Annotated in this window: 24 protein-coding genes; 12 read left to right on the forward strand and 12 right to left on the reverse strand. The window is 30.5% G+C overall.

The window, feature by feature from the left end; genetic code table 11:
• Positions 1 to 177 precede the first annotated feature (177 nt).
• Complete coding sequence (locus tag C7448_RS13815; RefSeq protein WP_115902008.1) at positions 178 to 834, reverse strand: response regulator; 657 nt, start codon at positions 832 to 834, stop codon at positions 178 to 180.
• A gap of 218 nt (positions 835 to 1,052) precedes the next feature.
• Complete coding sequence (locus tag C7448_RS13820; RefSeq protein WP_115902009.1) at positions 1,053 to 1,487, reverse strand: DUF4293 domain-containing protein; 435 nt, start codon at positions 1,485 to 1,487, stop codon at positions 1,053 to 1,055.
• Between the two features lie 199 nt (positions 1,488 to 1,686).
• On the opposite strand from C7448_RS13820, the gene rho reads away from it, so the two are divergent.
• Positions 1,687 to 3,315 (forward strand): transcription termination factor Rho, encoded by a 1,629-nt coding sequence (gene rho / locus C7448_RS13825; protein WP_115902010.1) that lies wholly within the window; start codon positions 1,687 to 1,689, stop codon positions 3,313 to 3,315.
• A gap of 44 nt (positions 3,316 to 3,359) precedes the next feature.
• Here the strand turns inward: rho and C7448_RS13830 are convergent, their stop codons facing one another.
• The 4 genes from C7448_RS13830 to C7448_RS13845 are packed head-to-tail and all read right to left on the reverse strand — an operon-like array spanning position 3,360 to position 5,137.
• Positions 3,360 to 3,908 carry a 5-formyltetrahydrofolate cyclo-ligase gene (locus C7448_RS13830; protein ID WP_115902011.1) on the reverse strand — a complete coding sequence of 183 codons (549 nt, stop codon included), beginning with the start codon at positions 3,906 to 3,908 and terminating at the stop codon, positions 3,360 to 3,362.
• Positions 3,909 to 3,912: 4 nt separating this feature from the next.
• Positions 3,913 to 4,278, reverse strand: a complete 366-nt coding sequence (locus C7448_RS13835; protein ID WP_115902012.1) for an MmcQ/YjbR family DNA-binding protein — start codon at positions 4,276 to 4,278, stop codon at positions 3,913 to 3,915.
• Complete coding sequence (locus tag C7448_RS15950; protein ID WP_115902013.1) at positions 4,268 to 4,516, reverse strand: hypothetical protein; 249 nt, start codon at positions 4,514 to 4,516, stop codon at positions 4,268 to 4,270. Before C7448_RS15950 ends, C7448_RS13835 begins: the two co-directional genes overlap by 11 nt.
• 30 nt (positions 4,517 to 4,546) lie before the next feature.
• Positions 4,547 to 5,137: a DUF4230 domain-containing protein gene (locus C7448_RS13845; RefSeq protein ID WP_115902014.1), complete on the reverse strand. Its 591-nt coding sequence runs from the start codon at positions 5,135 to 5,137 to the stop codon at positions 4,547 to 4,549.
• A 152-nt stretch (positions 5,138 to 5,289) separates the two neighbouring features.
• Here C7448_RS13845 and C7448_RS13850 point away from each other — a divergent pair, with 152 nt between their 5' ends.
• The 6 genes from C7448_RS13850 (at position 5,290) to C7448_RS13870 (ending at position 10,266) form a co-directional block, all read left to right on the forward strand.
• Positions 5,290 to 6,387, forward strand: a complete 1,098-nt coding sequence (locus C7448_RS13850) for a sensor histidine kinase (RefSeq protein WP_115902015.1) — start codon at positions 5,290 to 5,292, stop codon at positions 6,385 to 6,387.
• A 5-nt stretch (positions 6,388 to 6,392) separates the two neighbouring features.
• The gene (locus C7448_RS13855) at positions 6,393 to 7,718 is read left to right on the forward strand and encodes a sigma-54-dependent transcriptional regulator (RefSeq protein ID WP_115902016.1); all 1,326 of its coding nucleotides are present in this window, start codon (positions 6,393 to 6,395) and stop codon (positions 7,716 to 7,718) included.
• Between the two features lie 182 nt (positions 7,719 to 7,900).
• Positions 7,901 to 8,068 carry a hypothetical protein gene (locus C7448_RS15880; RefSeq protein WP_170137046.1) on the forward strand — a complete coding sequence of 56 codons (168 nt, stop codon included), beginning with the start codon at positions 7,901 to 7,903 and terminating at the stop codon, positions 8,066 to 8,068.
• Between the two features lie 68 nt (positions 8,069 to 8,136).
• Entirely contained in the window at positions 8,137 to 9,438 is a 1,302-nt protein-coding gene (locus C7448_RS13860; protein WP_115902055.1) for a Glu/Leu/Phe/Val family dehydrogenase, read from the forward strand.
• A gap of 11 nt (positions 9,439 to 9,449) precedes the next feature.
• The gene (locus tag C7448_RS13865) at positions 9,450 to 9,869 is read left to right on the forward strand and encodes a GreA/GreB family elongation factor (RefSeq protein ID WP_115902017.1); all 420 of its coding nucleotides are present in this window, start codon (positions 9,450 to 9,452) and stop codon (positions 9,867 to 9,869) included.
• A 10-nt stretch (positions 9,870 to 9,879) separates the two neighbouring features.
• Positions 9,880 to 10,266: a hypothetical protein gene (locus C7448_RS13870; protein ID WP_115902018.1), complete on the forward strand. Its 387-nt coding sequence runs from the start codon at positions 9,880 to 9,882 to the stop codon at positions 10,264 to 10,266.
• A gap of 108 nt (positions 10,267 to 10,374) precedes the next feature.
• On the opposite strand, the gene C7448_RS13875 is transcribed toward C7448_RS13870, so the two are convergent.
• Entirely contained in the window at positions 10,375 to 11,361 is a 987-nt protein-coding gene (locus tag C7448_RS13875; RefSeq protein WP_115902019.1) for a helix-turn-helix transcriptional regulator, read from the reverse strand.
• Positions 11,362 to 11,539: 178 nt separating this feature from the next.
• Here C7448_RS13875 and C7448_RS13880 point away from each other — a divergent pair, with 178 nt between their 5' ends.
• The 5 genes from C7448_RS13880 (at position 11,540) to C7448_RS13900 (ending at position 17,550) form a co-directional block, all read left to right on the forward strand.
• Positions 11,540 to 11,872 carry a hypothetical protein gene (locus tag C7448_RS13880; protein ID WP_115902020.1) on the forward strand — a complete coding sequence of 111 codons (333 nt, stop codon included), beginning with the start codon at positions 11,540 to 11,542 and terminating at the stop codon, positions 11,870 to 11,872.
• Between the two features lie 2 nt (positions 11,873 to 11,874).
• The gene (locus C7448_RS15955; protein WP_115902021.1) at positions 11,875 to 12,162 is read left to right on the forward strand and encodes a hypothetical protein; all 288 of its coding nucleotides are present in this window, start codon (positions 11,875 to 11,877) and stop codon (positions 12,160 to 12,162) included.
• A gap of 24 nt (positions 12,163 to 12,186) precedes the next feature.
• Positions 12,187 to 13,758: a PepSY-associated TM helix domain-containing protein gene (locus tag C7448_RS13890; protein ID WP_115902022.1), complete on the forward strand. Its 1,572-nt coding sequence runs from the start codon at positions 12,187 to 12,189 to the stop codon at positions 13,756 to 13,758.
• Between the two features lie 130 nt (positions 13,759 to 13,888).
• Positions 13,889 to 16,252, forward strand: coding sequence for a TonB-dependent receptor (locus tag C7448_RS13895; RefSeq protein ID WP_211321922.1), 2,364 nt, complete (start codon positions 13,889 to 13,891; stop codon positions 16,250 to 16,252).
• Between the two features lie 50 nt (positions 16,253 to 16,302).
• Positions 16,303 to 17,550: a DUF4374 domain-containing protein gene (locus tag C7448_RS13900; protein WP_115902023.1), complete on the forward strand. Its 1,248-nt coding sequence runs from the start codon at positions 16,303 to 16,305 to the stop codon at positions 17,548 to 17,550.
• 69 nt (positions 17,551 to 17,619) lie between these two features.
• Here C7448_RS13900 and C7448_RS13905 read toward each other — a convergent pair whose 3' ends face one another.
• From C7448_RS13905 to C7448_RS13925, 5 genes are all read right to left on the reverse strand, one after another.
• On the reverse strand, positions 17,620 to 19,305 hold the full coding sequence (locus C7448_RS13905; RefSeq protein WP_115902024.1) for a helix-turn-helix domain-containing protein: 1,686 nt from the start codon (positions 19,303 to 19,305) through the stop codon (positions 17,620 to 17,622).
• A 123-nt stretch (positions 19,306 to 19,428) separates the two neighbouring features.
• Positions 19,429 to 20,115 carry a DUF2490 domain-containing protein gene (locus C7448_RS13910; protein WP_115902025.1) on the reverse strand — a complete coding sequence of 229 codons (687 nt, stop codon included), beginning with the start codon at positions 20,113 to 20,115 and terminating at the stop codon, positions 19,429 to 19,431.
• Positions 20,116 to 20,117: 2 nt separating this feature from the next.
• Entirely contained in the window at positions 20,118 to 20,756 is a 639-nt protein-coding gene (locus tag C7448_RS13915) for a class I SAM-dependent methyltransferase (protein WP_115902026.1), read from the reverse strand.
• A gap of 101 nt (positions 20,757 to 20,857) precedes the next feature.
• Positions 20,858 to 22,240: an MFS transporter gene (locus tag C7448_RS13920; protein WP_115902027.1), complete on the reverse strand. Its 1,383-nt coding sequence runs from the start codon at positions 22,238 to 22,240 to the stop codon at positions 20,858 to 20,860.
• Positions 22,221 to 22,739, reverse strand: coding sequence for a DUF2938 family protein (locus C7448_RS13925; RefSeq protein ID WP_115902028.1), 519 nt, complete (start codon positions 22,737 to 22,739; stop codon positions 22,221 to 22,223). Before C7448_RS13925 ends, C7448_RS13920 begins: the two co-directional genes overlap by 20 nt.

Raw genomic sequence — 22,739 nt, forward strand, 5'->3', positions numbered from 1 at the left:
CTTAGGGATAAAAGAAAACAAAATGAAGGGGTTTTCTATACTATGTTAAATAACGCGTACATCGCTATTGGGTTTATTGTTAGTAGCAGTTGATTAGCGATGCATGAAGTGTATAGACTCGGGGGGCTTCTTCTTAATCTGGGGGACTAAAGAAAATTTGAAGGGTTGATTATGTCTTTACACTATTTTGTTTCTCACGGCATACATCGCTAAACCTACTACATTTTTTACTTTTAATTTTTTATATAAATTACTTCTATATGTTTCTACTGTTTTAATACTGACATTTAGTTTTTGTGCAATTTCACTGGAGCTTTTCTCTTTAGAAATTAATCTTAATACAGCAACCTCCCTCTCAGTTAAGTCTCCGTGCAAAAACTCAGGTTCATCTTCATCTTTTACATCTGAAGCATATAAGTCTAAAAGTTTTACTTTAATATCTTCACTAATATATTGTATGCCGTTGTGAACAACTTTTATGGCATCAATTATTTGCTCATTAGCTCGACTTTTATCTACAAAACCATTAGCTCCTAGTGCTATCATTTCTTGAACAAGTTTTGGGTCGCTTAAACCAGAAAGTATAATTGTTTTAATTTTTGTATTACGTTTTTTAAACGTTTTTAAAACTTCAATACCATCCATTTCAGGCATGTTAATATCTAAAACTAATACATCTGCTGTATTTTTAGAAGACCAGTTTACCACTTGTCTACCAGTTAAAGAATATCCCTCTACTTCAATGTCGTCTTCAGTATTTAATAAAGCAATGACCCCGTCTATTAAAATCTTATGGTCATCTGCTATGTGAACTTTTATCTTGTTGTAATTCATGGTTGTTATTACAGTTACAAATTTATGAGGTTAAAAGAGTGTGTGCAATACACAATATCCCTAATCGTTTCATTAATGACTCAGGGTTAACCCTGAGTTTTTTTTAACATTTCTTTAACATTTAAAGCTGTGAGCCTTGAATATACTAGGAAACAAAAATAAAAAACCGAGATTTAAATCCCGGTTTTTTTCGCACTAAATATACTAAGATGTTAGGTTTATCGTAATCTATCTACAGATTTTACAAGATCTTCATCCTTCTTAATGGCTCTATTTGCTAAAACTAACAGCAAAATAACAACGATAGGAAAGAACATCCCAATACCTTTCTCAGAAACCGAAGCTTCTCCAGATAATGTTTGTGATAAATATATCAATAATCCTAATAAAAAAAGGTTTATCAAAATGTTTAAACGGTTTAGTACAAATTGTAACTGACGATTTTTAAATAAAAATATTGTTACAATAGCTACTAAAGCTGAGATAAAAAATAAAACAGGAATACTATTTTCTAAGGTTGAGTTCCCAGAAAATAAATCTAAAACATATACCGTATTAGTTTGAGAGTTACTCCAAAGACTAAATAAAAAAGTCAATCCTCCAGAAATAATTCCTGCTACTAATAAGTATATAGATTGTATTCTTTGTATCATAATTTTTTATCGGGTAGCAAATGTAATACTTCTTTTTTTAAAAAGAAATATTAGAAGTTAAAATATTTGTATATATTTGCCTTGTATGTAACCGCACAAAATTATTATATAGCCCCTATATAATTAGCACTCAAAACAAAACTTAATACAATATAATTCTTTATACATAAAGAATTTTAGTAACTTAATTATTTAACGAATGTTCGATATTTCGGAATTAAAAACTAAAAAATTAGCTGATTTACAAGTTATTGCTAAATCAATAGGATTAACAAAGATTAGTCAATTAAAAAAATTAGACTTAGTATACAAAATTTTAGATGCGCAAGCTGAAGCAAGTGCTAACGAGGCTAAACCTGCACCTAAGGCAGAAAAACCAAAAAGGAAAAGAATAACTAAGACAGAAGCTAAAGCTACTGCTACAACTGTTGACGAAAAGCCAGAAAGTAAAGTTGTTAACGAGCCAGAAGTAAAAAAAACTCCAGAAAAAGTAACTCCAGAAAAAAAGGAAGTTGTTAATAAGCCAAAAAAGAGGCCAGAAGAGAAGAAGCAAGTTCAAGCTTCATCAGATGATAAAAAACAGCAACAGCCTCAACAACAAAAGCAGCAGCATAATAAAAATCATAACAGAGGTAATAAGCACAATAAAAATCAGAATACTAATAAACAACACCACAAGAGTGGTAACAAGTACCGCGATCCAGATTTTGAATTTGATGGAATCATTGAAAGTGAAGGTGTATTAGAAATGATGCCTGATGGGTACGGATTTTTACGTTCTTCTGATTATAACTATCTATCATCACCTGATGATATTTATGTATCACAATCTCAAATAAAATTATTTGGATTAAAAACAGGAGACACTGTTCGTGGTAATGTACGTCCTCCAAAAGAAGGAGAAAAGTACTTCCCGTTAATTAGAGTTTCAAAAATTAATGGATTAAGCCCAAATATTGTTCGCGATCGCGTTTCTTTTGAACACTTAACTCCATTATTTGCTGAAGAAAAATTCAATTTAGCAGAAAAAGGAAGTTCATTGTCAACTAGAATTATTGACTTGTTTTCTCCAATAGGAAAAGGACAACGTGGTATGATTGTAGCGCAGCCTAAAACTGGTAAAACAGTGCTATTGAAAGATGTAGCAAAAGCAATTGCAGCAAATCATCCTGAAGTATATCAAATAGTTTTATTAATTGATGAGCGCCCTGAAGAAGTTACCGATATGCAGCGTAGTGTACGCGGTGAAGTAGTTGCTTCTACTTTTGATGAACCAGCAGATAAACATGTTCGTGTTGCTAACATTGTGTTAGAAAAAGCAAAGCGTTTAGTAGAGTGTGGTCATGATGTAGTGATTTTGTTAGACTCTATTACACGTTTAGCAAGAGCTTACAATACAGTAGCACCAGCATCAGGTAAGATTTTATCAGGAGGTATTGATGCGAACGCATTACACAAACCAAAACGTTTCTTTGGAGCGGCTCGTAATATTGAAAATGGTGGTTCATTAACTATTATTGCTACTGCACTTACCGAAACTGGTTCTAAAATGGATGAGGTTATCTTTGAAGAATTCAAAGGAACAGGTAACATGGAGTTACAATTAGAACGTAATATAGCAAACCGTAGAATTTACCCTGCAATTGACTTAATTAAGTCGAGTACACGTCGAGATGATTTATTATTAGATGAAAAGACAGTACAACGTATGTGGGTATTGCGTAAGTATTTAGCAGATATGAACCCTATTGAAGCAATGGAGTTTATACAAGATAGAATTAAAAGATCATTAAATAACGATGAGTTCTTGATTTCAATGAACGGATAATCGTTAGTATATAAAATAAAAAATCCCGCTTTTTGCGGGATTTTTTATTTTGGGTATATCACAAAATCCAATGGAACGTCAAATTCATGAGTATTTTCTATTTTTTTGATAGGAGGAAAGAAATTAAGTCCAACAGTTCGAGTATTTTCTCTACACTCTGATAAAAATCGATCATAAAACCCTTTTCCGTAACCAACTCGATACTTTTGCTCATCAGAAATTAACATGGGAACAAAAACTAAATCGATATCTTTTACATTAGCTTCTTCCGCATTTATAGGTTCTGGAACTCCAAATTTATTGAGTTCAAGTTTAGTGTCTTTTTCAAAATAGAAATGAGAAAGAGTATCATCTTCAAAATTACAACGACTAACAATAACTCTTTTTCCTTTTTCTCTAAAAAAATCGACGATAGGTTTTGTGTCCACTTCATTAAACTTTCGCATGGACAAAAACAAATGTACAGTACGAATATCACTGGTTTGTAACTCGAAAATTTGTTGATAAATACTTTTCTGTAGTTTTTCTTTTTCTACTTCAGTAAGTGTGTTTCTCTTTTGTTTGTATAGTTTTCTAAGGTCAGGTTTTAGCATTTGGTTATAATGATTTTAATTCTTCTTGAAGTTTTTTAGTTAATCCTTTTACTATAAGTTCGCATGAGCGATCAATTAATTCAAAAACAAAAGTATCAGAAACATCATTGTTTAAAGTAACTGTATTCCAATGTTTCTTACTCATGTGAAATCCTGGATTAATACTTTCGTATTCAGCTCTTAATTCTAAAGCACGTTCAGGCTCACATTTTAAATTAACCTTAGGCTCATGTTGCTCCCAACTATCTAAACCAGATAAAGCAAACATTTTATCCATTACTTTAAATACTAAAACATTATCATCAAAAGGAAAATGTTCAGTTACTCCTTTTTTGGTAATGCAATAGTTACGAAATTCTTCAATATTCATTCTTTTTATTTTTATAGGATGTAAAAGCTAAGAAAATAATAGACATAAAGCTAAGTAATAAGAAAAAGTATTTAAAAATATTTACGAATATGAAAAATTCAAAGCCTCTACGCATGGAGTATTTGTCAGCTTTTTCTTGAAGTAATATTAAAGCATCATGGTTATCTATGTAATAATATAAAGAGAAAGAAAAAGCAGAAATGAATAATAATTTAAATGTTTTATAATATTTCTTCATTACAGCTAGTTATTCAATTAAATTTTGAGTTTATTCAGGAATTTTTAATGCAGAATAGTCTAGTTTCCATCCAATAGTTTCTACTAAGTTTTGCATTAGAGTAACAGCTTCCAAAGCTTCCTTGTTTGCTGTTTGCATTAGGTTGCTTTCAGGTATTTTTTGAAGAATATGTTCTTTGGCCTCTTTGTTTACTTCGGTTAAATCTTCTGAGCTAAACTTGTTAAGTAGTCCGTTTTGAATATCATAGAAACGTAAATTAGGTTCTATTGAAAATACTTCAGGTTGTGGAAATTGAGATAAAATCAATACCTTTTTCTTCGTGTCGGTATGCATTTTTATTTTTCTAAAATCAAAGCCAATATGAACTTTAGCATTAATTAAAATAATAGCTTTTTTCTTACTAGTAACAAGTCCTAAAAACTTCTCTCTAGTATTTTCATGATGGTATATCTCGGCAAACTCTCCTTCAACTGTAATTAATTTAGATACTTTTTTAATTTTATCTAACAAAACGACCGATTGTTTTTCGGTTAAATTTTTTCTTCTTACTGAGGTGAATTTTTTAAAAATGTAATAGGATATAATAGCACCTCCAGCTAAACCTATAAAAAGTAATTCCATAACAACGAATTTACATAAAATAGGTAAAGCATAAAAAAGAGAATAAATAATAAGATAGTTTTTATCATAAAAGCAAGCTAAGGAGAGTTATTTTGTATTTTTATTCCCCGAAAACATAAGTGTTTATCTGAGTTTAATAAAAAAAGCTACTAATGAAGTCAGGAAGTACCACAGAAAAAGAACTAAAAGAACGTATAAAAGAGTTAACCTGTCTTTATGAGGTAACATCTTTAATAATAAATGCAAACTTAGATCAAGTAGCTATTACTTTAAAAGCGATAGCTAAGAGTTTAAAAAAAGCGTTACAGTTTCCCAAAAACACTCGAGTTTTTATTGATGTAAAAGAGTATTCTGAAGAGAAAAATAATACAGAAGAAGAACTTTGTATAATTTCAAGTACTATTCCGGTATTTAATATACCTAAAGGAAAAATATCAGCATTTATAAAAGGTAAAGAACTTAAAGATAACTTATACCTAAAAGAAGAAAAGGAACTGTTTGATACCGTAGCTAAAAAAATAGGAGGACTTTTAGAACGTATTGAAATAAAGAATAACGAATTATCAATGAGGCGTAAAATGGAACACGCCGATCGTTTATCAATTTTAGGAGAACTAACAGCAGGTATTGCCCATGAGTTAAATACCCCGCTAGCCAATATATTAGGTTATTCAGAACTGTTAAAAGCAGATATGCATAGTAATGAAAAGGGGTTGGCCGATGTAGAAAAAATTATTCAAAGCGCAATTTTTTCAAGAGAAGTAGTAAAAAAACTCATGTATTTTGCTTGTGAGATGCCACAAGAAATGAAGGAAGTAAATATTATTCCAAGCATAAAAGATGCTATAAATTTACTGGACGCTACTTTTAGAAGACAATCTGTAAAGTATTTAGTAAAAGTAGAAGAGTCTGAACTATGGTTGCGAGCAGATACGGTTCAGCTTACTCAGATTATTTTTAACTTAATTATAAATGCTATTTACTTTTCACCAAAAGAAGGGCTAGTTACCATTGAAACATTTCAAACAGATAAAGAAGTAGTTTTAAGAATTTCAGATGAAGGAAAAGGGTTAACTGAAGAAGCTCTTGAAAAAGTGTTTCAACCTTTCTTTACAACGAAACCAACAGGAGAAGGAACAGGTTTAGGACTGAGTGTAGTGCATGGTATTGTATCAAGTCATAAAGGAAGAATAACAGCTAAAAATGGCATTGAAAAAGGTGCTATCTTTGAGGTGAGGTTACCAAAATAAAAGAAATGCCGTTAAAAAAAGAGAATATACTTATAGTTGATGATGACGTTCATATCTTAGAATTGTTGCATAGACACTTACAATCTTGGAATTATCACACCTACAAAGCAGTATCGGTTAAAGAAGCAGTCACAATTTTAAGAGATACTTCAATAGACTTGTTAATTACAGATTTAAAAATGCCTGAAGTGGATGGTTTTGAGCTTGTTAAGTTTGTTTCAGAGCATTATCCAAAGTTACCTAAACTTATAGTAACAGGATATCCATCAGTACAAGACTCACTTGAAGCTATTAAATCTGGTGTAGTAGCATATCTAACAAAGCCATTTACTAAAGAAGAGCTGAAAACAGCAATGGATGATGCTTTGAAAAAATCAGAAATAAGCCAAAGAAAGGTTCCTCAAGAGAAAGAAAAAAAGAACTTTTATGGAGATATGATAGGAGCTTCAGAAAAGATTAATGAAATTTTTCAAATAATAGATCGTGTAAAAAATAACAAGGTAACGGTTTCTGTTAAAGGGGAGAGTGGAACGGGAAAAGAATTGGTAGCACGCGCAATACATTATGAAGGAAAATTTGCTAAAGAGCCATATATAGCTGTGAACTGTGGTGCAATACCAGAGAATTTATTAGAATCTGAGTTGTTTGGTTATGTTAAAGGAGCTTTTACTGGGGCAGAAAGTAACAGGAATGGTTTTTTTCAAGCAGCTAATGGAGGAACTATTTTTTTAGATGAAATAGGTAACGCCTCTTTAAATGTACAATCAAAATTGTTAAGAGCTTTACAAGAAAAAGAAGTGGTAAAGGTTGGAGCTCAAAAAGCAGAGAAAGTAGATGTTAGAATTATTGCAGCAACTAACAACAACTTAAAAGAAATGATTCAAAAAGGAACATTTCGAGAAGATTTATTTTATAGATTAACAGTAGTTGAAATAGAGGTACCACCTTTACGAGAAAGAAAGGATGATATTTCTATGCTAGTAGAAAAATTTCTTTTTAAGTATGGTGTTGAATATAAAGATAGGTTCGTAAAAATAAGCCCTAAAGCTTTAGATGTGTTAAAACGATATAATTGGCCTGGGAATATTAGAGAGTTAGAGAACATAATACAGCGTGCAGTAATCATGTGTGATCGTATAGTTGAGGTAGAGCATTTACCGGATTCGCTAAAATATAATGTCGATTTTTCAGAAGAAGGATTAATATCTTTAAAAGAAATGGAAAAACGTCACATACAACATGTATTAAATGCTACTAATAACAATAAAACAAAAGCAGCAAAAATCCTTCAAATAGATCGTAAGACTTTACGAGAAAAGTTAAAAGAATAAGATGTTTTTTTGGGTGTTTTTTCTCCGCCTGAGGAAAAATTCCCCACTTTAATTTTAAAGTAAATTTTACAGAAACTTCCGTATCCTATATAAACAAAGGGTGTAGAAGTTTTTTTGTTTTTTGGCATATTTATCGGCATACCATTTGCCTTTAGAAGGAAAGAACAAAATAAATGTAATTTATGAATACTAATCCTTTTAATATTTGCCCGTCATGTACAGAAATAAATACATGCGTGTTAACCAAATCTAAAGAAAAGGTGTGGTCATGTAGTGAGTATAATGAGGTGAGTGCCGAAGAAGTAAAGAAAAAAGAGGTAGTTGCAGAACAAGAAATGCAAGCTGTTTAAGGGAGTTAGGTATGAATAATACAAAAAGTAAAATTTTAGGTAGTAAAATAAATTCAAACATAAGTGAGATGACATTAACCAAAGAATTAAAAAAACCAACGAAGCGAAAGAATGCTAGAGGAATGGTTGATAATGTACTAGAACAGTTTAATAGTGCATCTGATCAAATTGGTTTGCACCCTAATATTCGTAAAATATTAAGTATTACGAATAACGAGATCATTGTTAATTTTCCTGTGAAAATGGATAATGGAGGTGTTGAAATTTTTCAAGGATATCGTGTACAACACAATAATGCATTAGGTCCGTATAAGGGAGGTTTACGTTACCACCCAACGGTAGATATTGATGCAGCAAGAGCTTTGGCAATGTGGATGACATGGAAAACATCTTTAGCAGGTTTGCCATACGGTGGAGGTAAAGGAGGTATTCAAATTGACCCTACTAAATATTCAAAAGATGAATTAGAACGTATTACTAGGCGTTTTACGTTTGCTTTAGGAGATAATATTGGACCAGAGCATGATATTCCTGCTCCAGATGTAAATACAAGTGCCCAAACTATGGCGTGGATGGCAGATACGTATATGAGTACAAAAGCACCTGCAGAACGTTCAATGAATCAACATGTAGTTACAGGAAAACCAATAGGAAGTGGTGGACTTGAAGGGCGTGATAGAGCAACAGGTTATGGAGTTTTCTTAACTATTAAGTTTTGGGTAGAACAAAATAATGAGAGTTTAGAAGGTAAAACTTTTATTGTACAAGGTTTTGGTAATGTTGGTTATTGGGCATCATACTTTTTAGAAAGAGAAGGAGCCAAAATGGTAGGAGTTCAAGATGCTTACGGAAGTATTCAAAATATAAACGGAATCAAGGTAGAAGATCTTTTTAACTATACAAAAGCTAATAACGGAAGTTTAGTAGGGTATCCAGAATCAATAGGAATAGAAAAAGAAGATTTTTTTGCTACCGATTGTGATATTTGTATTCCTGCCGCTTTAGGAAATCAAATCACAGAAGATAATGCGCATGTAATCAAAGCTAATTTAATAGCTGAAGGAGCAAACGGACCTATAAATGTTGAAGGAGAAAAAATTCTTTTAGAAAAAGGAGTAACAATTATCCCTGATATATTATGTAATTCAGGAGGAGTAATCACTAGTTATTTTGAATGGCTTCAAAACCGTAATGGTGAGTTATGGAATATGGAAGAGGTAATTACACGATTAGACAAGAAGCTAAAAGACTCATATACTAGAGTTTCAGATTATGCAAAGTTAGAAGGTGTAGATATGCGAAAAGCAGCATATTGTATAGCTATACAACGTATAGAAAAGGCATATGTTCAACGAGGTATTTTTCCATAAAAAATAGTAAAATGAAGTACGGAAGTTTAGTTTTAGAAAAAAAAGAGTATGTGTACATTAAGAGTTTACTAAATGTTTCAGAACATACTGAAGAAGGTAAAGTACAAACATCATTAGATAAGTTTGCTGAGGAATTAAAGTCAGCTAAGATTTTAGATGAAGAAGAAATGCTAGATGATGTAGTACGTTTAAATACTGTTATAACTATAGCTTCTGGTGATGTTTGGAAAAAAACTATTCAGATTGTAAAACCAATTGAAAAAGATTTGAAAAACAATAAAGTCTCTATTTTAACACCAATAGGTATAGCTTTGTTTGGTTATGCTTTGAATGATGTAGTTCATTGGAATTTACCTGGAGGGAAGAAAGAAGTTAAAATTTTAAAAGTAATTCAAGATAAAGGGAAAGAGAGTTTAAGTACCCTAATTTAAAGATAAAAAAATGACACTTAATAATCACGGTAGCGATATAGATGTTGTACATAAGTATAATTATGCAGAACTAAAAGGATGGGTAGATCAGTTGCAGTATATCAATAGAGAAATTGAGAATCTTTTAAGTTTACATGAGCATTCTTTAATCAATAAAGCTATTTCTAAAGAAACATTGGGACTCTTTTCCGAGAGAAAAAAAGTAAATAATGAGCTTTATAAAACTGTTTTATCATATTCAAACACCTATGTAAATGTAGCAGAATGTGACAATATACAGTGCGACATGGCTTATTTAGGAGAGTACGATAGGTTACGTGAGAATTATCAAAATAATTTGGAAGCTTATCAAAAACTTAAAGACAAGTTTTTTGATGAAGTCTTATTAAAAGAATAGCATTCTTGTTAAGCAAGTATGTTAGATTTGTAGAGTTAGTTGTAAAACCTTGGAATCATGTAGTTCCAAGGTTTTTTTATCTAAAACATAGAACTATTAATTTTTTCTTTAATAAGAACTTAGTTCACTTAAAAATTTACTAGGAGAAGTACCAAATTTCTTCTTAAAAGCAGTAGAAAAGTGTTGTGGATTTTTATAACTTACCTTCTCAGAAACCTCATTTACTGTATAGCCTTTTAATAGCAGTTCTTTAGCCTTATTCATTCTTAAGTTAGCAATAAATTTAAAAACGGTTATGCCAAATGCGGTTTTAAAGCCCTTTTTTAAAGCATATTCATTGGTGCCAATTTCTTTACATAACAAAGATAAGGTTAGTGGAGATGTATAGTTATTAAGTATGTATTCATAAACCTTTCGAATTTTGTTAGTTTCAGTTGTGGTTAGCTTTGTTGTGTTTTTTTCAGGAACACTAGGAGTAAACTGATAAAGTTGTAATAAAAGAAGGTCTAATATTTTAGAGGTAATATGTATTTTCCGAAAATGATTATCCCATTCAGAATCAATAACTTCTTTTATTAAAAAATGCATTTTTGAATTTATTAAGCAATTTTCCGAATTAATTTTCCCGAATTTTTTATCATTGATTAACCTTTTAAAATCATCAAACCTAATATCATCGGGTAAATACTGAATAAAAAATAAGGGAGATAAGTTAAGGCGTACAATAAAAGATTCAGAAGATTCACATTCTAAACAACCTTGTGTATTACTATAAAAGTTAATATTATGTGAGTTTGAATTAAAAGAATATTTACTTTCTTTTTCAGGTATATGTATAGTAAACTTACCTTGTAAATTGAATAACATTTCTATACTCTCTCCTTTAATATTAAAATGTATTCTATAGCCTTTTATGGTTTTTATAGAACCAAAACCTATTTTAAAGTTTTCAAACACATGTTCTTTATACCAACCTTTAAAATTATCGTCATTAAAGTTTGTTATTAGGGTTTTATAAAAATTATCATTTGTCTTTTTAATATTAGTTAGCTTATCAAAAACAGCTTCTTCGTTATTATTTATAGTGACCTTCATGTTTTCTTATTCCGTTTAACGTATGTTTTTATCCGTTTTACGTATCCCCCGATTTCCAAATAAAAATTAGTTTTGCAGAAAACAAAAATAATTTATTTTTATTTAGTCTTAATAAGTAAAAACGATTTTAACATAAAAATAGTAGGATTGATTTAATTATAACTTATAAAAAAATAACATGTTAACAATTATAGGCTGCTTAACCCTTATAGGTTTTTATTTTTTATACAGTACTTCAAGTAGAGCAGGTTTAACGTTTTATTTACCTCTTCAGAAATGGATTAATGAGAACAAAATAAAAGGGAAGTATATAGGTTTAGTCTTGTTAATTATTGGGTTAGCTAGTGCAGTTTTATACTTAGGCTTTGGGGCAGGAATATTTTCATATTTAACTCTACTAATGTTAGTAGCAAGCTTAGTTGTTTTAATTGAGCCTTTACGTTTTTTAAAATTTCCAATATTAGTTATTATGATGATTTTATCACTATTACTTGAAGTTTATCTTAAATAATTATGCCAGCAAATAAAAAATACTTGACAAGTTCACCTATCCAACGCATTGCAAAGATAAGTGCTGGATTTATAGGAGGGTATATTGTGACAGAAACCTTTCACATGATGTTAATGCCCTTTTTTAGTATACCAAATGTAATAATGACACTACGTTTTTTTGGGTTTATTATGTGGGCAGTTTTAATGATTTTTGCCTTTTTAGCCAAAAGCGCATGGAAGATATGGGTGATTTATATTCTTGTTAGTCTTCTATTTGTTACAATAATTTATTTAAATACTCCAAATTAACTAAAACAATATCAAAATATCATTATGGCTAAGAGAGTATATAATATAATGTTTCATACACATACCATTAGTGGTATTGTTATTAGTGCAGCATTATATGTTATTTTTTTTACAGGATCTATTTCTTTTTTAAGAGATGAAATAATAGCTTGGGAAAGAAATGAGCCCGTTGAAAAAAACTTTTTTTTACAAGGAGATTTTGATGCTTTATTAAATAACTTAGAAGAAGAGTATTATCTAAGAGGTAGAGACATCTCTTTCTATAGAAATGTAGAAGGACAAAATGTAGTTACTAGAATGGGGCAATCTAAAGATACACTAGCTTCAAAAAAAGAGCCTAAAAGAGCTTTTTTTTACACAAATTTAAAAACCTTTAAAAAAGCAAATTATAACCAAAACTATTCTTTAGGAGAATTTTTTTACAGGTTACATTTTTTTGCACAACTAAATTTTTATGGACGATCTGGGTATGTTTTTGCAGGCTTAATAGCTTTCTTTTTCTTGTTTGCAATTATAACAGGAATCATCGTTCACTGGAAAAAAGTAGTACCTAATTTTTACCAATTCCGACCAAAAACTAAGTGGAAAACTATTTGGACTGATGCACATGTTGCACTCGGTGTAATAGGACTACCATATCAATTTATATTTGCTGTTACAGGTGCATACCTAATTATTGGTTATATGGTAATGTTAGCACCTGTGCAAAACTATATTTTTAATGATAATTCTAAAGCTTTAACCGAAGCATTGAATTACGAAAAAGATATAAATTATGAGTACAAAGCAGTAGAATTAGAAAAAACTATTTCTATTAATGATTTTTTAGTTAGAACAAAAAAAGAATACCCTAGCTTACAATTAAATAGTATTGAAATATTTAATTATGGAGATGCAAATATGCACGTAAAAGTAGGAGGGTATCCAAAGTATAAAGATAATTTTTTAAGTTCAGGAACGGTTACATTCAAAGCAGCAGATGGATTTATAGTACAAACAAAAGACCCAAAAAATAGCCTATCGTATATAGAAGGAGCTACAAATATTTTAAAAAGATTACACTTTGGAGATTTTGGTGGTTATGGAATGAAATTAATTTACTTGGTTTTAGGTTTTGTCACCTGTTTTGTAATCATATCTGGCGTACTTATTTGGTTAGTTGCAAGAGATAAAAAAAACGTACCAAGTTACAAACGTAAATTCAACAGTTGGCTGGTAAATATTTATATGGCTATATGTTTAAGTTTATACCCAATGACTGCTTTTGTTTTTGTTGCCGTTAAATGTTTTTCAAACAGCAATGGAGACAATAAAAAAGTATTTATTTATCAGATATTTTTCTGGGGATGGCTTATATTAAGCTCACTTTTTATTGTAAAAAAAGACAATTACTTTACCAATAAAATATCACTTTTATTAGGCAGCATTTTTGGATTCCTAGTACCTATCTCAAATGGTGCTATTACTGGCAATTGGCTATGGATTTCTTGGCAAAAAGGATATTCGCAAATTTTTGTGGTAGATGCTTTTTGGTTGCTACTTTCAATAACATCACTTAGTATTTTCTTCAAAATAAAAAGAAATAAAAAGCTATAAAAGAATCATCTTAATAATCAGTATCATTTACTCCGTTTAGCGTAGCTAATTATCCGTTTAACGTATAAAGCTTACAGTTTTATAAGAGTAATTTTGTTTTTAATTTCAATTAAGTCTAAATAAAAATAAAGTGAACACATTTAAAAAAACAATAAGCTTTATAACGATTAACCTTCTATTTTTATTCGTAGGGTATACACAGTCTAAATTATCAGGAACAGTAGTAGATGCGTGGAAAAATCCAATTCCTGGAGCAACAGTTATTATAAAAGAAACTAACAAAGGAGTTTCAACTGATATAAATGGTCATTTCCTTTTTAAGGGTAAACTTAAAGGAAAACATGTACTTAAAGTTTCTTTTGTTGGCTTTAAAACTAAGGAACTATTTTTTAAGATAGAGGAGGGAGAAGAACTAGTATTATCAATACAATTAGAAGAATCATCAGTAGAGTTGGATGAGGTACTTGTAACTGGAAAGAGTATTGTAAAAAAAGTAAAAGAGAAAGCATATAATGTAGGCGTTGTTGATGCTAAGGAGTTACATCATACCTCTTTAGATTTAGGACATGCATTAGATAGAGTAGCAGGAGTACGCATTAGAGAAAGTGGGGGGGTTGGTTCTCGAATGAATTTTTCACTTAACGGTTTTAGAGGAAATCAAGTCCGATTTTTTATTGATGGGTTGCCCATGGATAATTTTGGTTCATCGCTACAAATTAATAATATTCCAATAAGTTTAGCAGAACGGATAGAAATATATAAGGGAGTAGTACCTATAGGTTTAGGAGCAGATGCATTAGGGGGAGCTGTAAATATTATAACACAACAGCATAAGAAAAGTCATTTAGAAGCTTCGTATTCTTTTGGCTCGTTTAATACTCATAGATCACATGTAAATGCTGTTTATGTAGCAAAATCAGGGTTTACTGCTCAATTAAATGCTTTTCAAAACTATTCCGATAACGATTATAAAGTAAACGTTGATGTATCTGATTTAAACACCGGAGAATACTTTCCCAACCAAAGGATAAAACGTTTTAATGATACTTACCATAACGAAGTAGCCATTTTTAATATAGGTTTTGTAAATACTAAGTTCGCAGATCAACTATTGTTTGGTATAACTCTAGGGCAGAGTTATAGAGAAATCCAAACAGGAGCAAGAATGGTAAGTGTGTTTGGAGCTTGGCATACAAGAGGTAATATTATAATGCCTAGTGTAAAGTATAAAAAGAACGACTTTATATTTAAAAACTTAGACTTTAAGTTAACCGCTAATATCAACTTGGGAGAAGAAAAAAATATTGATACGTTGCATAGGCGTTATAATTGGTTTGGAGATTTTAAAGAATATGATGGCCCTGGAGGAGAGCGTTCGTATTCTTTATATAAATACAAAAATAACGCAGGTATTACAACAACAAGCTTAAACTATAAGCTAAATAATAAGCATAAAATTACATTTAGTAATACTCTTAATACGTTTGATAGAGTGGGGCATAATGAGTTAAATCCAGATAACGAAATTTACGAGCATCCTAAAAAAATGATGAAAAATGTGATGGGGTTTGGCTATGACTTTAAAAGTTCTAATTGGAATACCTCAATCTTTTTAAAAAAATACTATCAAAGAAATAAGTTTGCAGAAGCATATAATCCTAGTGGAAACTACGGAGATGTGGCTTATAGAAATCAAGTTAATAAGTTTAATCATACAGGGTATGGGCTTGCAGCAACATACTTTGTAAATGATGATATACAATTTAAAGCGTCCTATGAAAAAAGTTATCGTTTACCAGAAGCAAATGAACTTTATGGAGACATAATTAATTTAGAAGGAAACTTAAGCTTAAAACCAGAAAGTAGCAATAATTATAATTTAGGAGTTAGTTTTTGGAAGCATACAAATAGTAAACACTCTTTTAACTTCAATACAAGTGGTTTTTATAGAGATGCTAAAGATTTTATTAGACCTACGCTTAATAAAAATCAAAGTAGGCAAGTTATGGATAATTTAGCGAGTGTAACCAACCTTGGTGTAGAAGCAGAGGCAAGATATAACTTTAATAATCAAGTCTCACTAGGAGCAAACATAACTTATCAAAACTTAAGAAATAACACAAAATATGAAGATAATCAAACAGAAGTTAGTGTTGTTTACAAAGATCGAGTTCCTAACGAGCCTTATTTATTTGGAAATGCTGACGCGAGCTACACTTTTTCTAATCTATGGAATAAAGAAGACAAATTAAACATAGCCTATAACTTATTATTTGTTCATAATTTCTATTTGTATTGGCCTAGTTTAGGGAGTAATAAGCTAGAAATTCCTCAACAAATATCACACGATGTAAGTTTTACATACTCATTTAACAAGAAACTACAATTTACTTTAGAATGTAGAAACTTGTTAAATGCTGAGCTTTATGACAATTTTAGTTTACAAAAACCTAGTAGAAACTTTACAGGAAAAATTAAATATACTTTTTTTTAAGAACACATATTTATAGAAGATAATTAAATAACAATTATAAATTAAAACAAATGAAGTACAAAAACCTTTATTCAGCTTTATTTATTGCAGCGGCAATTTTTACGTCTTGTAGTGATGATGACACTCCGAAACAAGGAGAAACACCTCAAAAAGGAGCTAAATACTTAATAACAGCAACACCAAAAGCATCAGAAGGAGTTGCAGATTATATACTTACAACAGATAATTTATCCCAAGGAAAAATTAGTACAGTAGGGAATGGTATTGAGCAAGATGGAACGTATCGTTATTATGTAACCAGTAATAATAAATTTTTTAGTTTATTATATGGACAAGGAAACCCAGGAGCGGTAACAACATACCAGTTAAATAATAAAGGAACATTAGATAAACTGTCTAATTTTCAGTCAGAAACTGTACAAGCATTTGCTCCAGTTAAAGATGATTTATTGTTAATGAAAATATCAAGAAGTTCTGATTCACCTATCGCTTCTTGGTATCGTCTTGATACAAGAACATCACAATTTGTAGCCGAAGGACAAATTAATACCAAAGATTTAGCAAATAAAGAAAATGGAGAGTTGGCTTTCTTTACTTGGATAACGCAAGTAGGTGATTATGTGTATTTACCTTATTATACAATTAAAGGAAATTCTACAGATAGATTTGGAACGGCTTACCCTAACGAAGCTAATATTGCAGTATATTCATACCCAGAAATGGAGTATGTAAAAACGATTCATGACGATAGAACAAGTCATATTGGACGCTATTTTAACAATGGTTTGTCTGTAGATGAAAAAGGAGATGCTTATGCTTTTTCTTCTTCTATAGCAACAACTAACGGAGAAATAACATCTACAAAGCCATCAGCAATAACAAGAATTAAAAAAGGAGAAACAGCGTTTGACCAAACTTTTTATTATAACATTGAAGAAGCTTCAGGTAATAGATACATTACTTCTCACTTATATTTAGGAAATGGTAAATTCTTGGTAAATTTACACGATACAGCTTCAAAAGGTACATATAGTACTGGAAAAGATTTGGCAATTGTAGATGTATATGCTAAAACGTTAACAGACGTAACTGGGCTTCCTACAAAAGAAGATATAGAAAGTATTGCATCAAAAGGGCATTATGTATCTAAAGCAGAAGGAATAGTTTATATTGGTATAACAACAAAAACTGGAAGTTATGTTTACAATATAGATGCAACAACTGCAAAAGCTACACAAGGAATTGAAGTAGAAGGAGGAACGATTACTGCTATAAGTAAGCTTAATCCTGTAAAGTAAAAAAGAAACATATCAGAACAGAAACCTTGGAATCATCTGATTCCAAGGTTTTCTTATAAAATAAAATAGTTAAACAGCCAGTGTGCTTAATTGTTGTTTTCGAAATTCAGAAGGTGTAAAACCAGTATGGTTTTTAAAAACACGGTTAAAAGAAGTTTTACTTTTAAAACCAGCTTCGTAGGCAATTGCTAAGATTTTATAATCTTTATAATTAGAGTTTTTCATTATTTTTTGAGCATCATTTACTCTATATAAATTAATGAATTGATAAAAATTTTGGTCAAAACAAAGATTTAGAACTTCAGAAAGATGATGTTTACTCATAGATAGTTGAGATGCTAATTCTGATTGATTGATTTCAAAATCAAGATAAGGTTTTTCCTTTTCCATATAATTAAGAATTATTTTCATGTAATAATTCTTGTCTTTTTCTGTTAGGGAAGAGTTTTTATACTGAACTGTTTTAGGGGTTTGTTCCTTTTTTACAGCAGCAAGCTCTATCATTTTAGCTTTTAAAGCTTTGTTTTCGTTTTGAAGTAAAGAATTTGTTTTTTTGAAACGTTCACGATCAGTCTCAATAATTTTCTTTTTACGAGCATAAAAGAACAGTAATCCTCCTAAAAAAACAATTGAAACCCCACCACCAATAAGTAATTTACTTTTTTTATTATCTATAGAGGTTAAAGAGTGTAATTTAGATTCAATATTTTGTTTTTCTGTATCAGAATCATGTTTTAAATCAAGCAGAGCAGCATTTGATTGCTCTTTTAATAAAGTATTCATTAACTCAGAATAGCTTTCTTGTTCTTTTTGAGAATTTTCAAAATCACCTAATAATTTATAAGCTTTAGCCAAGTGTGAATGAGCTTCTTTTTTAAGCTCAAGATCTTTTCTGTTAATAGCCATAACTAAAACTTCTTTTAACAGTGGTATAGCTTTTTTAGGATCTTCTTTTTGAAGGTAAGACATACCTAAATTAAGGAGTGAAACAGGTCTTTTAGAAACTCCATTTTTTTTAGAAAAAACCAAAGACTCATTAGCTGTTGTTATAACTTTATCCCACTTTTCTTGCTGAAAGTAAGAATATCCAATATTGTCAAGCGCAGTGTTAACAGCTTGGATATTGTTTATGCTTTCAGCTAGATTTTTCATTTTATACAAGTAAGCTAAAGATTTTTCGTAATCTTTTTTTTCAGTATAGCTATTGCCTAGCCCATTATAGGCAGCAAGTTTAATAATATTAGATACATTATTTTTATCAGTTAAAGCAAGTACTTTTTCCATATAAGTAATTACTTTATCAGGTTTGTTTATTTGACTGTAAACACTAGCAAGATTAACTAAGATATTAATTTCTGTTATTTCGCTGTTAAAATTTGTCTTGTTAAACTCAAGAGCGTTATGGAATTTTTCAAGAGCTTTTTCATAGGCATCCGTAACATTATAGTAGATACCGTGGTTTATAATAGATTTTATTTCTAACTCTTTTAGTTCAAATTTTTGAGTAATAAATAAAACAGAATCATTATATTTTTTAAAAGAATCAAAATTTGCTTCGTTGTAGGCTCTTTGCGAAAGATTAAGGAGGTCTTTACATTTTTTTTTAGCTAAACTAACATTTGTAATGTCTTTGTTATATGAAGATTGTTTTTTTTGAGCTTGAGTTAGAAGTGTAAAGAATAAAAAACAACAAAAAATAAAACTAGAAATGGTTTTGATTATGAGTGATTTGAGTGTATGTATGTTAGTTGTCATACTAATTAGGTATTCTTATTAGCACTATTTCTAGTGAGTAATGTTAATAGAAAGTAAATCACAAATGTAAGATGTTTGTAGTAATTTTTCTAAAAATTATAGTAAACTAAACCGTTTATTTTTCTATCTAAAATCAATTTTGTGAGATAGTTTTACCATTAAAGTATGATCGTTTTCAATACGACTTTCTTTTATGATTATGTATTGATTCATGTACCCTAAACTTAACGTAAAAGCGTTATTTATAGGGATATCAAAAGCTCCATAAATTCTATTCTGTCCAAAATGATTATTATTAGTATACTTATCAATATCTAAAAAGACCTGATTGGAAAGTGATAGCCCTAATTTCGTTTTACCTTCTGTTTGTATTAAAGGTACTTTTACTCCTAAAATTAATCGTAATCGATGTCTTATTCTATCTTTCATAATTCGTTGCTCTAATAACATTCCATAATTAACAGCAACAGTTTTAATTTTATTTTTTAGATTAAAGTATTCATAGACTCTGTGTTCTGTTCTTTTTTCAGAAACAGGGTGTGCTCCATAAGGAAAGAGCACTACCCATTCATATCCAACACCGAAGCTTACATTTTTTAAATAATCATAACTACCACCTAGTCGTAATTTTGATTGTTGCCAGTTCTTAACAAAATTATGTCTACTCCAAGAGTATAAAGTTTCAATATTAAATTTATCAGTTAATCGATACTTTCCAGAGTAATACCACCATGAATTAAACTGATCGACTTTTTGAGCATTAGCAGAAAAAAATGTAAAAACCAGTATTACAATTAGTGTTTTTCTCATTTTTAACTAATTTTTTTACCTATAAAACGAATTACACTTCCTTTTCCGTTGTGGCAAGCTCCTTCATTTAAAAAGACTTCTTTCTCTTCTAAAACTTGAATTTCAAGTCCAGCAAAATCTTGTTGTATTTGTTCTATAGAAAATAACATATCTATATCTTTTGGCCCACCTATTTTTTGATTGTCTTTTTGATAATCAAGATGATTCTTGCTAAATGCTTCGAATATGATGTATCCTCCAGGTTTAAGAAGTGTGGTTAATTTTTGATGAATGATAGAAATTTTCCAGGCAGAAAAATGCGCATATACTAAAGCGATGGCATCAAAAGACTCTTTTGGAAATTCAAGGTTTTGTATATCGCCTACAATATATTTTAGAGGTACACCTGATTCGTTGGCTAGCTTTTGGGCTTTATTTTTTCCTTCAATACTTAAATCGGTTGCAGTAACATTCCAACCTAACTTTGCAGCGAATACGCCATTGCGACCTTCTCCATCTGCTGGTAACAACATTGTCTCTGGTTTTAATTTTTGCACTTGCTCTTTAAAGAATAAATTGGGTTCTTTACCATAAGCAAAACCTGAATCTTGATATCTTTCATTCCAAAATTCCTTGTATTTTAATTCGGATTGTTTTTCCATAATTGTATTTAATTTATATGACGTAAAATTAATATCCTACCTAAATTATACGCTAGGACAAAATTGAAGTAGTATTGGACAAATGCTAAATTTTCAGAATTCTACACTTTTTTTTTCCGTGTAGTCAGCGAAATAATTACAGCTATAATGATTAAAATACCTGCAGCAATAAATGTTATACGCATTCCCTTTGAAATATCTTGTGCTTTAGCTATTTCGAAATCACTAGAACCGACAACAAATGCGAATAATGCTCCCATCACTGAAGCTCCTGTAATAAGACCTAAATTACGTGATAAGTTAAGTACTCCAGATATAAGACCTCTCTGGTCTTTATTTGCATCCATCATAACAGACGTATTGTTAGCGGCCTGAAAAAGTTGATACCCTGGTGTTAAAATTGATAATGCAATAATATACCCAAGAACCCCATAATAATTTGGTAATATTGACAATGCAAAAGCACCCAGTACCATTATCAAAAGACCTGTTATTACAATCTTTGATGAACCAAAATAGTCAACAATTCGACCGGAAGGAATTCCTGTAAGCGCAGAAACTATTGGACCAACCGACATGACCATTCCAACAAAAGTTTCATTAAGACTTAATCCCATTGATAGATAAAACGGGCCAACCACCAATGTTGCCATCATTACAGTTGAGACAAAAGAATTTATTATTAAACTGGCACTTAAATTTCTGTTTTTAAATAATGATAATTTTATTAATGGGAATTTCACATTGGCTTGGGAATACATAAATGTCCCAATACCAAAAACAGCAAGTAATAGCAACACTACATTCAACCAATCAAAACTTCCTTTGCCGATTGTCATTGCCAAAGTGTAAGAAGTTAAAGTTAATGCCAATACAACCGTACCTATCCAATCAATTTTTTTGCTTTCAAACTTTGTTTTCGTTTTAGTTATTGGTAGGTACCTGTATATTAAAAACATATTCAAGACACCTAGTGGAGTCATAATTAGAAAAATAGTTCTCCACCCAAAATTCTCTATCAAAATTCCACCAAGTGTTGGACCCAGTGCGGTACCTATAGCAGATATTGTACCTAACATTCCCATAGCACTTCCCGTTTTCTTATCTGAAACAGCTTCGCGAACAAAGGCTAAAGTGAGTGCTATTAAAATAGCTGCTCCTAATCCTTGAAAAGCACGAGCTAAAATCAAGCCCCATAGTGTTGGGGATATACCACAGGCTAGGGATGCTAAAGTGTATATGATAACGCCTATCATTAACATACGTCGTAAACCAAAAATATCCCCCAATCGTCCTATACTTACAATCATAACTGTAATTGACAAGAGATATGAAATGACTACCCATTGTACAGATTGAAACGAAGTTGAAAAAACTTCAGTTAAAGTTGGCAATGCTACATTAGCTATACTAACACCAAGTGAAGCCATTAAGGTAGATAGCGATAGACTCGCTAATATCCATTTATTTGAATGTCCTTTCATGCTTTTGTCGTTTGAATAGTTTAATTCTCTCAATTAACATCGCACTTAAATACAAGCCAAAACCATAAACTATGTGAATTATAAAAATCTTTAAAAGGTATTGTGTAGAGTTTGGTAGTTTTGAAAATGCAATCCCGAAACCAAATAATGGCTGAATTATGAAAATAGCCGGTAAAAGTGAAACTATACCAACGATAATTGGTGGTAATAATTCGGGTTTAGAAAACCATTTTCTACCATAAAGTAATGGTAGTAAAAAAGCGAAAATTGCACCAATAAAATAATGACCAATTAAACCATAAATTTTTTCGTTTTCTATACTTGGTGTTTGTATAATGGTATTATGTAAAAACTGCCCATTTGATGTATAGGCCAACCATCTGCCTAAAAATAGCACTCCTCTAGACTGAATTTCAAATAAACCTGCAATGAGCTTACAGAAATCAATAAAAAGGGTCGCTCCTATACCTACTAAAATAGTTTTATAAACGATTTTCAT

Origin of the sequence: Tenacibaculum gallaicum (assembly GCF_003387615.1) — a bacterium.
Lineage (GTDB): Bacteria > Bacteroidota > Bacteroidia > Flavobacteriales > Flavobacteriaceae > Polaribacter > Polaribacter gallaicus.